The sequence below is a fragment of the Micromonospora sp. DT228 genome, from assembly GCF_049841595.1.
GTDB lineage: Bacteria > Actinomycetota > Actinomycetes > Mycobacteriales > Micromonosporaceae > Micromonospora.
In genome coordinates this window covers 307,471-319,403 of record NZ_JBNCKO010000004.1, presented here as the reverse complement: position 1 = coordinate 319,403, position 11,933 = coordinate 307,471, and the positions used below count along the sequence as shown (strand labels likewise).

Below are 11,933 nucleotides of genomic sequence, written 5' to 3'. Positions count from 1 at the left end.
ACACGAAGTCGGCGCCACCTGGTCATGTTCCAGTCGGCCTGCTCCACGCTCTGTCCAGGAGCGTGGAGCAGGTTGGCGCACCACCGCGCCCGCAGCCGCGCGCTTGTTGGCTGCGTACTCAGCGCGGGAAAAGCCTTGTGCGGCTTTCGATGCGTAGCACATCCGGGCACAGCCGTCCCGTATTCGAAGCGGATGCTGGCGTAGACTGACGGCGATTCAGCGCTGGTCACCTGGGATTCAGCACCGGCGTGGTGGCTGAGCGAGGGGGATCGGGCCGGGCCGCTCCAGTCGACGTCGACGGGCCGCGGGCCGGAGACGTAGCGGGGAGAGTGAAATGGCCGTCCACGGTCCCGCGATGACAGATGTCGCTCGTCTGGCCGGTGTCTCCCATCAGACGGTGTCGCGGGTGCTCAACGGGCACCCGAACGTTCGTGAGCAGACCCGGCTTCGGGTGCGGGCGGCGATCGCCGAACTCGGCTACCGCCCCAACGGCGCCGCTCGTGCCCTGGTGACCGGCCGATCCCAGGTCATCGGGGTGGTCGCCCAGAACACGACGCTCTACGGTCCGGCCTCGATGCTGGCCGCGTTGGAGCAGACTGCCGCCGAAGAGGGTTTCGCGGTGAGTGTCGGCAGCGTGCGAAACCTGGACCACCGCTCCATCTCGGCCGCCGTCGAGCGACACCTGTCGCACCGGGTCGCCGGCATCGTGGTCATCGCGCCGGTGGAGTCGGCGGGTGAGGCGTTGGAACACCTGCCGCAGGATGTCCCGCTTGTCACTGTCGACGGTGACCCGAGCCGGCCGGTGCCGCTGGTGACTGTCGACCAGGTGGCGGGCGCACGGGCGGCGACCCAGCACCTGCTCGACGCGGGCCACCGCACCGTCTGGCACGTCTCCGGGCCGTTCGACTGGTTCGACAGCGTCGGCCGCATCGACGGTTGGCGGGAGGCGTTGCTGGCGGCCGGGGTGGACCCGCCGCCGCTGATGCCGGGGGACTGGTCCGCCGCATCCGGTTACCGGTGCGGGCAGATGTTGGCGAGGATGCCGGAGGTCACGGCGGTCTTCACCTCGAACGACCATCTCGCGCTGGGCGTGCTGCGGGCGTTGCACGAGTTCGGCCGGCGGGTGCCGCACGACATCAGCGTGGTCGGCTTCGACGACGTGCCGGAGGCGGCGTACTTCATTCCGCCGCTGACCACCGTCCGTCCGGACTTCGACGCCGTGGCGCGGGCGAGCCTGCAGATGCTGCTGACCCAGATCGAGTCGGGCACCGGCGGGGCGTTGCGACAGACCATCGCACCAACCCTTGTCGCCCGCGGGAGCGTCGCGCCACCGCAACGCTGAGACCCGGGCCGCCGCGAGGCTGCCGGGCATCAGGTCGGTGCCGCCCACCATCGCTCACGGTGGGCGGTTGCTCGGCGCCGACCTCACCTCTTCGCCATCCGGCCGTCACAGTCGGTAAGACGTAGCTCGATCGAACCGGTGCGTTTTTCATCGACGCGCGACGATGCAACTGCCGGGCAGGTATTGAACCTCGTGAAATCTGGCCGTAACATGATGGACGTCTCTGTTAACGCTAACAAGAATTGGCGTCCAACTTCCGTCCCACCAGTCAGATCGTAGTCACGGGCGGGCGCCACCGACAAGGAGGCTCGATGAACCGCATCACCCGAGGTCGACGCTGGGGGAGTGCCCTAGCGGCTGGAGTGCTGGTCGCCGGCGCTCTGGTCGGCCTCCACGCCCCCGTGGCGCAGGCACTGGACAACGGGGTGGCACGCACTCCTCCCATGGGTTGGAATTCGTGGAACTCGTTCGGTTGCAACATCAACGAAGCCCTGATCCGGCAGTCGGCGGATGCGATCGTCAGCAGCGGCATGCGGGACCTGGGCTACAACTACGTCGTGGTCGACGACTGTTGGTTCAACCCCAATCGGGACAGCTCCGGCAACATCCAGGGCGACCCCAGTCGGTTCCCCAGCGGGATGAAGGCGCTCGGCGACTACCTGCACGCCCGGGACCTGAAGTTCGGCCTTTACCAGGTGCCCGTCGACAAGACCTGCGCGCAGTACTTCGGCGCCTACCCCGGGGCAACCGGCAGCCGGGGCCACGAGGTTCAGGATGCCCGCCAGTTCGCCGCCTGGGGTGTCGACTTCCTCAAGTACGACTGGTGCTCGCCGGAGGGCAGCATCAACGACCAGGTGACCACCTTCGCCAAGATGCGTGACGCGCTGGCCGCCACCGGTCGACCGATCGTCTACAGCATCAACTCCAACAGCATCCACGCCAAGACCGGCCCGCAGCGCAACTGGGGCGACGTGGCGAACATGTGGCGTACCACCGAGGACATCACCAACGCGTGGGACACCGGGCAGACCAACGGCTACCCGATGGGCATCCAGAACATCATCAACGTGACGGTTCCGATGGCCTCGTACGCGCGGCCGGGCGGCTTCAACGACCCCGACATGATGGAAATCGGCCGTGGCGGGATGAACGACACGGAGATGCGCAGCCACTTCGCGATGTGGGCGATCATGGCGTCTCCGCTGATCGCCGGCAACGACGTCCGGAACATGAACGCCGCGACGCAGACCATCCTGAAGAACGCCAACCTGATCGCGATCAACCAGGACTCGCTCGGGCTGCAGGGGGCGCAGGTCTCCTTCGACGGCACCCGTCGGGTGCTCGCCAAGCGGCTGGCCAACGGTGATGTCGCCGTGGCCCTGTTCAACCAGGGTGGCTCGACGACGACGATCTCGACGACCGCCGCCGCCATCGGCAAGTCCGGCAGCTCGTTCACGCTCGTGGAGGCGTGGTCCGGTGCCAGCACCTCCAGCACCGGGACCATCAGTGCCAGCGTTCCGGCGCACGGCACCGTGGTCTACCGGGTCAGCGGCGGCGGGACGACCCCGCCGACGACGACCCCGCCGCCCACGACCACCCCGCCGCCGAGCACGTCGGGCGCGTTCGCCAGTGCCGCCTCCGGCCGCTGCCTCGACGTGCCGGCGAGCAACACCGCAAACGGCACCCAGCCGGTGATCTGGGACTGCAACGGCGCCGCCAACCAGCGCTGGACCGCGAACGGTCAGACCCTGCAGTCGCTCGGCAAGTGCCTGGACGCGCCCCCGAACGCCACCCCCGGCACCAAGGCGCAGATCTGGGACTGCAACGGCGGGGCCAACCAGCAGTGGACCGTCAACACCAACGGCACGATCAGCAACGCGCAGTCCGGCCTCTGCCTGGACGTCAACAACAACGCCACGGCCAACGGCACCACGGTGCTCCTCTGGACCTGCACCGGGGCGGCGAACCAGCGGTGGACGCGGCGCTAGCCGACCAGGTCCGCCGACCGACCAGGTCGCGGCAGCCCACCTGATCCGACCGCCCGCCAGGTGCCCGCGGACGACACCCGTCGTCCGCGGGCACCGTCGCGTCTGCCGGCGATTCCGCCCCGGCGGCGATTCCTGGTCGGGCGAAGGCCCGGCCGGTCCGGTGGCGGTCCGCGTCGGTTCTGGGCCGTTGGCGGCCTCCGCGCCCGGCCGTCCGCGTCGTCACAGTTCGTCGCCGTGATCGCAGGTCCGGGCCTATTCGGCCGGTGGCCTCGTCGGCCGGGACGCCTCCGTTACGAGACCGTGACACCGGTATTTCGGATCAAGTGTTGACGTGCCGTATGTGAGCGCTAACACTACCCCGAAAGGTGACAGTTTTGGCCCCGGCACTCGACGGGGGAGTCCAGAGAGGAGAGGCCCGTGGGCAGGAGATTCCTGGTTGCTCTCGGCGGCGTGATGCTGACGCTGAGTATGGCAGCGTGCAGTGGCGGGGGTGCGGGCAGCGGTGACGACAAGAGCGCCGACAAGCCCGGTGACCTGACCATCGGTGTGTCGATGCCGACCCAGACCTCCGAGCGGTGGATCGCCGACGGCAACGCGGTGAAGTCGAAGCTTGAGGCCAAGGGCTACAAGGTCGACCTCCAGTACGCCGGCGACGACATCCCCACCCAGTCGCAGCAGGTCGACCAGATGATCACTCAGGGCGCCGACGTCCTGATCATCGCGGCGATCGACGGCACCGCGCTCAGCAGCCAGCTGCAGGCCGCAGCCGACGCGAAGATCCCGGTCATCTCCTACGACCGGCTGATCCGCGGCAGCAAGAACGTCGACTTCTACGTCAGCTTCGACAACTACAAGGTCGGTGTCGCGCAGGGCACCGGGCTGCTCGTCGGTCTCGGCCTGCTGAACAAGGACGGCTCGAAGGGCACGGCCAAGGGTCCGTTCAACATCGAACTCTTCGCGGGCTCGCTCGACGACAACAACACCCAGTACTTCTTCGGTGGCGCGATGGACACGCTGAAGCCGTTCATCGACAGCCGTACGCTTGTCGTCAAGTCCAAGCAGACCACCCCCGAGCAGGTAGCCACCCTGCGGTGGCAGCAGGAGACCGCGCAGAAGCGCATGGAGAACCTGCTGACCTCCAGCTACAACGACGGCTCGAAGGTCGACGGTGTGCTGTCGCCGTACGACGGCATCTCCCGGGGCATCATCACCGCCCTGCAGAACGCCGGCTACGGCACCGCCGCCAAGAAGCTCCCGCCGGTTACCGGCCAGGACGCCGAGATCGCCTCGATCAAGCTGATCAACGACGGGGTCCAGAGCTCCACGGTCTTCAAGGACACCCGCCTGCTGGCCGACCAGGCCGTGAACGCCGCCGAGGCGTTCCTGCAGAAGAAGGAGCCGCAGGCCAACGACACCAAGACGTACGACAACGGCGTCAAGGTCGTCCCGGCGTACCTGCTCCCGATCGTCACGGTCTACAAGGACGACATCAAGACCGCGCTGATCGACTCCGGCTACTGGACGGCGGAAGAGGTCGCCGCCGGTCAGGCCAAGAAGTAAGCCAATCGTCGGGCCCGGCGGTCATCGCCGGGCCCGACGTCTGGGCGTACCGTGTCCAGACCTGACGGAGGACAGTGACAATGGACGACACCATCCTCGAGATGCGTCGCATCACCAAGACCTTCCCCGGCGTGATCGCGCTGGAGGACGTCACCCTCGCAGTGCGCCGCGGGGAGATCCACGCCATCTGTGGTGAGAACGGCGCCGGCAAGTCCACCCTGATGAAGGTGCTGTCCGGCGTCTACCCGTCCGGCTCGTACGACGGCGAGATCCTCTTCGACGGCAAGCCGATGCAGTTCCGTGGCATCCGCGACAGCGAGGCCAACGGCATCGTCATCATCCACCAGGAGCTCGCCCTGGTGCCGTACCTGTCGATCGCGGAGAACATCTTCCTCGGCAGCGAGCGGCGCAGCCGCCTCGGGCTGATCGACTGGAACCTGGCCAACGCCGAAGCGGCAAAGCTGCTGGCGTCCGTCGGGCTGCACGAGAATCCCGTCACCCCGGTCATCCAGCTCGGTGTCGGCAAGCAGCAGTTGGTGGAGATCGCCAAGGCGCTGTCGAAGAAGGTGCGCCTGCTCATCCTGGACGAGCCGACGGCCGCGCTCAACGACATCGACTCGGCTCACCTGCTCGACCTGTTGCGGGCACTCCGCGACCAGGGCATCACCTGCATCATGATCTCGCACAAGCTCAACGAGATCACCGCCATCGCCGACACGACCACTGTCATCCGGGACGGGCGCGCGGTGGAGACCCTCGACATGAGGTCCGACGACGTGACCCAGCAGCGGATCATCCGCGGCATGGTCGGGCGCGACCTGGACAGCTTCTACCCCGACCGCGAGTCGTCTCCCGGCGAGGAGGTCCTCCGGATCGAGGACTGGACGGTGCGGCACCCCGTGCAGGACCGGATGGTCGTCGAGGACGTCTCCCTGTCCGTCCGCGCCGGCGAGGTCGTCGGCATCGCGGGCCTGATGGGTGCGGGACGGACCGAGCTGGCGATGAGCGTCTTCGGCCGGTCGTACGGGCGGGACATCCGGGGCCGACTCTTCGTGCGCGGTCGCGAGGTGCAGGCCCGCACCGTCGCCGAGGCGATCGACAACGGCATCGCCTACGTCACCGAGGACCGCAAGAGGTACGGGCTCAACCTCATCGACGACGTCCGCCGCAACGTGTCCGCCGCCGCGCTGGACCGGTTGTCCCGCCTGGGCTGGGTCAACGGCAACGAGGAGATCAAGGTCGCCGAGGACAGCCGGCGGGAGATGAACATCCGGACGACAAGCGTCATGGCGGTCGTCGGCAAGCTCTCCGGCGGCAACCAGCAGAAGGTCGTCCTGTCGAAGTGGCTGTTCACCGACCCGGACGTGCTGATCCTCGACGAACCCACCCGGGGCATCGACGTCGGCGCCAAGTACGAGATCTACACGATCATCAACCGGCTGGTGGCCGCCGGCAAGGCGGTGATCGTCATCTCCTCGGAGCTGCCGGAGTTGCTCGGGATGTGCGACCGCATCTACACCCTCGCCGCCGGCCGGATCACCGGTGAGAAGCCGGTGGCCGAGGCGACTCAGGAGAGCCTCATGGAGCTGATGACAAAGGACAAGGAGCTCGTGGCGTGACCAGCATCAAGACCCCCCCGACGGAGAGCCCGGCGCCTTCGGACAGCACACCCGCGGCCGCTCTGCACAGCGGCACGAACGACCTGCGGGCGCTTGTGCTGAACAACCTGCGGCAGAGCGGGATCTACGTCGCCCTGGTCGTCATCGTCGCGCTCTTCGCAGTCCTCACCGACGGGGTGTTGCTGAGCCCCGGCAACATCACGAACATCGTCCTGCAGTACTCGTACATCCTGGTGCTCGCGATCGGGATGGTCATCCTGATCATCGGCGGGCACATCGACCTGTCGGTCGGATCGGTCGTCGCGCTGACCGGAGCGGTGTCCGCCGTCCTGGTGATCCAGCAGGGCTATCCCTGGTGGGTCGGCGTCGTGGCCGCGCTCGCGGTCGGCGTCGCGGTCGGCGCGTGGCACGGCTTCTGGGTGGCGTACGCCGGCATTCCGGCCTTCATCGTGACCCTGGCCGGCATGCTGCTGTTCCGGGGTCTCACCCTGCGGGTGCTCGACAACATCTCGCTGTCGCCGTTCCCGGCGGAGTACCAGAAGGTCGCGGCGGGCTTCCTCAACGGGCTGCTCGGCGGGCAGGGCTTCGACGCCTTCACGCTGCTGATCGGCGCCGTGGCCGTGGCCGGGTACGCGGTGAGTGGCTTCCGCACCCGCGTGGCGCGTATCCGCTACCAGCAGCCGGTCGAGTCGTTCCCGCTGTTCGTCGCCCGGGTCGTGCTCGTCGGCGCGGTCATCATGTACTTCGCGTGGCAGTTGGCGCACGCCCGCGGCCTGCCGATCGTGCTGATCATCCTGGCGGTTCTGGTGCTGGTCTACGGCCTGCTCACCAGGCGTACCGTCTTCGGTCGCCAGGTCTACGCGATCGGCGGCAACCTGTCGGCGGCGGCGCTGTCCGGGGTGAAGGTCCGCACCGTCAACTTCTGGATGTTCGTCAACATGGGCTTCCTGGCGGCGGTGGCAGGTGTCATCTACTCCTCGCGGTCGAACGGCGCTCAGCCCGCCGCCGGCAACATGTTCGAGCTGGACGCGATCGCCGCGGCCTTCATCGGCGGCGCGGCGGTCACCGGCGGCGTGGGCACCGTGGTGGGCGCCATGGTCGGCGGTCTGATCATGGCGGTGATGAGCAACGGCATGCAGCTGATGGGTATCGACCAGTCGACCCAGTCGGTGGTGAAGGGCCTCGTCCTGCTCGTCGCGGTCGCCTTCGACGTCTACAACAAGCGCCGGGCCGGCACGGCCCGCTGACGCCCTGACGGTACGAAGGTGCCCCCTGCCCGACTCGCGGGCAGGGGGCACCCGCCGTCGCCCGGCGGGCTGACAGAGGTTCCCCCCGCGCCCAGCCGGAAGCCGCGCCCCGGAGGTGGACCCACCTGTCCACGTCCCTGTAGAGCTGCCCCAGATATGGACCGCGATCCGGTCCCAGGGGCTGCCGACGGGTCCCCCGTCCGAACGGCGTCGGAGTGGAAGGCGATCCCGCCGCACCGCGAACGGCCCGGCGGGATCCCACGCGGTCAGTGGCAGGCGCTGGTGCCGCTGTCGGTGTAGGTCTGGCCGGCTACCGGTACGAACCGCCAGTCGTAGCTGGTGGAGTGCAGGGTGAACTTCAGGACTCCCCAGGCCGAGCTGTTGCGCGCCTCGCTGTTGGGCTGGATGGTGCCGAAGCCGTAGTGACCCGCGCCGCCCATCCCGGCGACGAAGCTGCGCATGCCGCGGCTGGTGTCGGCACCACCGGACGGGTTCATCGGCGCGAAGCGCTCGTACACGTGGTTGTGTCCCCACACCACGACGTCGGCGTTGTAGTCGTAGAGCGCCTGGTACAGCGGACGCGTGGACGTCGACGGCGCGTGGTTGGAGCTGGACGTGAACAGTGGGTGGTGCCAGTAGGCGAGCGTGCACGGCTTGCCGCTGGCGGCCAGGTCCGCCCGCAGCCACTGCTCCTGGGTGGATCCGGCCGACATGCTGATGTTCGAGTTCAACGACACGACGTGCCAGTTGCCGAGGTCGTACGAGTAGTAGCCGCGCCCGCTCGGGCCGGCCGACGTCCCGAAGTAGTTGTAGTAGCCGGTCGCGCCCGACGTGTTGTAGTCGTGGTTGCCCGGCGACGGGCGGGTGCGGCTCCTGTGCCGGCCCCAGGTGGGCTCGTAGTAGCTGCTGAACTGCGACGGGGTGCCACTGTCGTAGACGTTGTCGCCGGTGGTGAAGACCGTTCCCGGGATGCTGTCGAGCAGCGTCGCGGTGGCGCTGTCGCCGGAGCCGGAGTCGGCGATGTCGCCGGCACCGACGAACACCGGGTCCCCGGACTCCGGTGGCGTGGTGGTCCCGGTGGTGACCACCAGTTGCGGGGCGTCCGCGCCACTCTCGCGCGTGTCGTAGTAGGCGCCGTCGCCGCTGGCGGAGGTCGCACCGAAGCTGTACGTCCCGTTGCCGGTGACGGCGGCCGTGACGTCGACCTCGTACCAGGTGTTGCCGCTGACCGCGCCGATGGTGCCGAGCGTGGCCCCGTCGATCGTCGGCTGGTTGGCCCAGGTGGTGCCGGTCTCCGACCACGTCGTGTTGGACATCCGGCGGAACGTGCCACCGGCGTCGCTGCCGCTGTTGCCGCTGATGGTGCGCAGTCGCACCTTGGCGCTTGTCACCGTGCCGCTGACACCGCTCACGGTGAAACGCAGGAACGAGCGGCGTACGGGCGAGTTGTCGACCACGATCTGCGTGGACGTGCCGTAGTTGGTGGACGTCGCGTCACTCTGGACGTAGGTGTCCGCGACCGGCGTGAACGTCACGCTCGCCGCCGACGCCGCGTCGGCACCGGTCACGACGACGGCGGCGGTCGCGGCGACGAGCAGCAGCACCGCCCCCGACGTGATCGGCGGACGGGGGAATCGAATGTCCATCCAGGACTCCTTCGCTGCGGGTGTGAAGCCCACGGAATGTAGGAAGGTCGATGGACCGGCGGGCGACGGGCGGATGAACACCGCGTCCCGGCAGGCAAACACCTCGATGTTCGCGGCACGTTCATCCGCGCCTCGCCCGGCTGCCACGCGCGGTCCGTTGTGCCCTTCGCGACGAGTACGGACGATGGCTGGCCGGCTGTTGTCGACCCGAGGAGATGCTCGTGTACCTGTCGACCGTTTCCCGACCGGTCGCCGATCCGCCCGCACCGGGGCCACGGCGTCGACGGCTCGCCCTGGTCAGCGGCAACGTCGTCGCACTCGGCACGGTCAGCCTGATCACCGACGTCTCCGCCGAGATGGTGGCCGCCGTCCTACCGCTCTATCTGGTGCTGGGCCTCCAGCTCAGCCCGGTGGCCTTCGGCGTGCTCGACGGCGTCCACACCGGTGCCACCGCGCTCCTGCGGGTCGTCGGTGGGTTCGCCGCCGACCGGTTCCGGCGGCGCAAACTGATCGCCGGCATCGGCTACACCCTCTCGGCGGTCGCGAAGCTCGGTCTGCTGCTCGCCGGCCGGTCGATACCGGCGATCGGCGCGGTCATCGCCGTCGACCGCCTCGGCAAGGGAGTGCGCAGCGCCCCGCGCGACGCGCTGATCACGCTCTCCACGCCGCCCGAGGCGCTGGGTCGGGCGTTCGGGGTGCACCGGGCGATGGACAGCGTCGGCGCGTTCCTCGGACCGCTCGCCGCGTTCGCGGTCCTGCTCGTCGTCGGGCAGTCGTACGACGCGGTCTTCGTCACCAGCTTCTGCGTCGCCGCGCTGGCCGTCGTCGTGCTCGTGCTCTTCGTCCGGGAACGCCCCGCCGAGCAGGCGACGGACGGCCCGGACGATCCGAGCGTCTCCGTCCGGGAGGCGCTCGGCCTGCTGGGCGGGGGACCGGCCCGCCGGCTCGTGCTGGCCGCGGCGATGCTCGGGCTGGCCACCATCGGCGACGGTTTCGTCTACCTGCTGCTGCAACGCCGCGAGGACCTCGGCCTGCGCTGGTTCCCCCTACTCGCGGTGGGGACCAGCCTGGCCTACCTGCTGCTCGCCGCCCCGCTCGGCGTCCTCGCCGACCGGATCGGCCGGCTGCCGGTGGTGCTCGGCGGCTACACCGCGCTCGGCGCCACGTACCTGCTGCTGGCCGGTCCGGTCGACGGTTGGCCGCTGATCGCGCTGACCCTGGGGCTGTACGGCGCGTTCTACGCCGCCACCGACGGGGTGCTCATCGCGCTCGCCGGACCGGTGCTGCCGGCGCGGCTGCGGACCACCGGGATCGCGCTGGTGCAGACCGGGCAGGCACTCGCGTACCTCGTCTCCTCGGTCCTGTTCGGTCTTGGGTGGCAGGCCTGGGGGCCGGAGGCGGCGATCCGCGCGGCGGCCGTGGCCGTCGCCTGCGTCCTGGTCGGCACGCTGCTCCTGCTGACCGCCCCGTCCCGTCTCGTCTCCCGGAGGATGCCCCGATGACCGTGTTGTCGACCCGAACGAAACTCGGCGTGGTGGTCGCCTCGGCCGTGCTGCTGGGCAGCGTGGCGGCCGGCTACGTGGCCGTGGCGGCGGAACCCGCCCGGACGCCGCCGGCCGCCACCGGCGACCAGGCGGTCACCCTGACGCCCGGCCCGCGCCTGCTGGCCATCACCGACCGGCACCTGTCCACCGTCGCCACGGCCGACCCCGCCGGACCCCGCACCGTCTCCGGCGTGGAATGCCTGCGGGCATACGCCGCGGCCGGCACCGGCGTCTGCCTGAGACCGGAGACCGCCTGGTCGTACGAGGTCGTCGTGCTCGACGCGGCGCTGCGCCAGACGCGGGCGGTCGGCGTGCCGGGCCTGCCGAACCGGGCCCGGGTGTCGGCCTCCGGCCGGATGGTCTCGTGGACGACGTTCGTCGGTGGCGACTCCTACACCGCCAGCGGCTTCTCCACCCGCACCGGGATTCTCGACACCACCACCGGCGCCACGGTGAACACGCTCGAGGAGTTCGCCGTCACCCGGGACGGACGCCGCTACCGCAGCCCGGACGTCAACTACTGGGGCGTCACCTTCACCGCCGACGACAACCGCTTCTACGCGACCATGTCCACCGGGGGCAAGCGCTACCTCGTCCGGGGTGACGTCGCCGCCCGTACCGTCGAGACGGTGCGGGAGAACGTGGAGTGCCCGTCGCTGTCACCCGACGGCACCCGGATCGCCTTCAAGGAGGCGATCGACGCCGACCCGGCGAAGGGCTGGCGGCTGTCGGTCCTCGACCTGGCGACCATGCGGGTCACCGCGACCGCCGAGACGCGCAGCATCGACGACCAGGCCGCCTGGCTGGACGGCGGCACACTCGCCTACACGAGACGCCAGAGCGACGGCCAGCCCGACGTCTGGAGCGTCCCGGCCGACGGGTCCGCTACGCCGACACTGACGATCCCGGGCGCGGAGTCCCCGGCGCCGCTCACCTGACGGTCCGGCTGCCGGGCGGTCCGGACACCTGACCGCCTTGACGCGGACA

The 11,933-nt window shown here is 69.3% G+C and carries 8 protein-coding genes; 7 read left to right on the top strand and 1 reads right to left on the bottom strand.

The window, feature by feature from the left end:
- The first annotated feature begins 355 nt into the window (after positions 1-355).
- From ACLQ29_RS10910 to mmsB, 5 genes are all read left to right on the top strand, one after another.
- Positions 356-1,342 (top strand): LacI family DNA-binding transcriptional regulator, encoded by a 987-nt coding sequence (locus ACLQ29_RS10910; RefSeq protein WP_425771492.1) that lies wholly within the window; start codon positions 356-358, stop codon positions 1,340-1,342.
- Positions 1,343-1,653: 311 nt separating this feature from the next.
- The gene (locus ACLQ29_RS10905) at positions 1,654-3,330 is read left to right on the top strand and encodes a glycoside hydrolase family 27 protein (RefSeq protein WP_425771491.1); all 1,677 of its coding nucleotides are present in this window, start codon (positions 1,654-1,656) and stop codon (positions 3,328-3,330) included.
- A gap of 417 nt (positions 3,331-3,747) precedes the next feature.
- Complete coding sequence (gene chvE / locus ACLQ29_RS10900; RefSeq protein ID WP_393367309.1) at positions 3,748-4,890, top strand: multiple monosaccharide ABC transporter substrate-binding protein; 1,143 nt, start codon at positions 3,748-3,750, stop codon at positions 4,888-4,890.
- An 80-nt stretch (positions 4,891-4,970) separates the two neighbouring features.
- Positions 4,971-6,509: a multiple monosaccharide ABC transporter ATP-binding protein gene (gene mmsA / locus ACLQ29_RS10895; protein ID WP_425771490.1), complete on the top strand. Its 1,539-nt coding sequence runs from the start codon at positions 4,971-4,973 to the stop codon at positions 6,507-6,509.
- Complete coding sequence (gene mmsB, locus ACLQ29_RS10890; protein WP_393367311.1) at positions 6,506-7,756, top strand: multiple monosaccharide ABC transporter permease; 1,251 nt, start codon at positions 6,506-6,508, stop codon at positions 7,754-7,756. Before mmsA ends, mmsB begins: the two co-directional genes overlap by 4 nt.
- 266 nt (positions 7,757-8,022) lie before the next feature.
- Here the strand turns inward: mmsB and ACLQ29_RS10885 are convergent, their stop codons facing one another.
- Positions 8,023-9,402, bottom strand: a complete 1,380-nt coding sequence (locus tag ACLQ29_RS10885; protein ID WP_425771489.1) for a DUF7594 domain-containing protein — start codon at positions 9,400-9,402, stop codon at positions 8,023-8,025.
- 215 nt (positions 9,403-9,617) lie between these two features.
- Here ACLQ29_RS10885 and ACLQ29_RS10880 point away from each other — a divergent pair, with 215 nt between their 5' ends.
- Positions 9,618-10,904 carry an MFS transporter gene (locus ACLQ29_RS10880; protein ID WP_425771488.1) on the top strand — a complete coding sequence of 429 codons (1,287 nt, stop codon included), beginning with the start codon at positions 9,618-9,620 and terminating at the stop codon, positions 10,902-10,904.
- Positions 10,901-11,884 carry a hypothetical protein gene (locus ACLQ29_RS10875; protein ID WP_425771487.1) on the top strand — a complete coding sequence of 328 codons (984 nt, stop codon included), beginning with the start codon at positions 10,901-10,903 and terminating at the stop codon, positions 11,882-11,884. Before ACLQ29_RS10880 ends, ACLQ29_RS10875 begins: the two co-directional genes overlap by 4 nt.
- Positions 11,885-11,933: the final 49 nt, after the last annotated feature.

Coding starts and splice junctions, on each gene's coding strand:
- ACLQ29_RS10910 (WP_425771492.1), top strand. CDS start 356: ATGACAGATGTCGCTCGTCTGGCCGGTGTCTCCCATCAGACGGTGTCG.
- ACLQ29_RS10905 (WP_425771491.1), top strand. CDS start 1,654: ATGAACCGCATCACCCGAGGTCGACGCTGGGGGAGTGCCCTAGCGGCT.
- mmsA (WP_425771490.1), top strand. CDS start 4,971: ATGGACGACACCATCCTCGAGATGCGTCGCATCACCAAGACCTTCCCC.
- ACLQ29_RS10885 (WP_425771489.1), bottom strand. CDS start 9,402: ATGGACATTCGATTCCCCCGTCCGCCGATCACGTCGGGGGCGGTGCTG.
- ACLQ29_RS10880 (WP_425771488.1), top strand. CDS start 9,618: ATGCTCGTGTACCTGTCGACCGTTTCCCGACCGGTCGCCGATCCGCCC.
- ACLQ29_RS10875 (WP_425771487.1), top strand. CDS start 10,901: ATGACCGTGTTGTCGACCCGAACGAAACTCGGCGTGGTGGTCGCCTCG.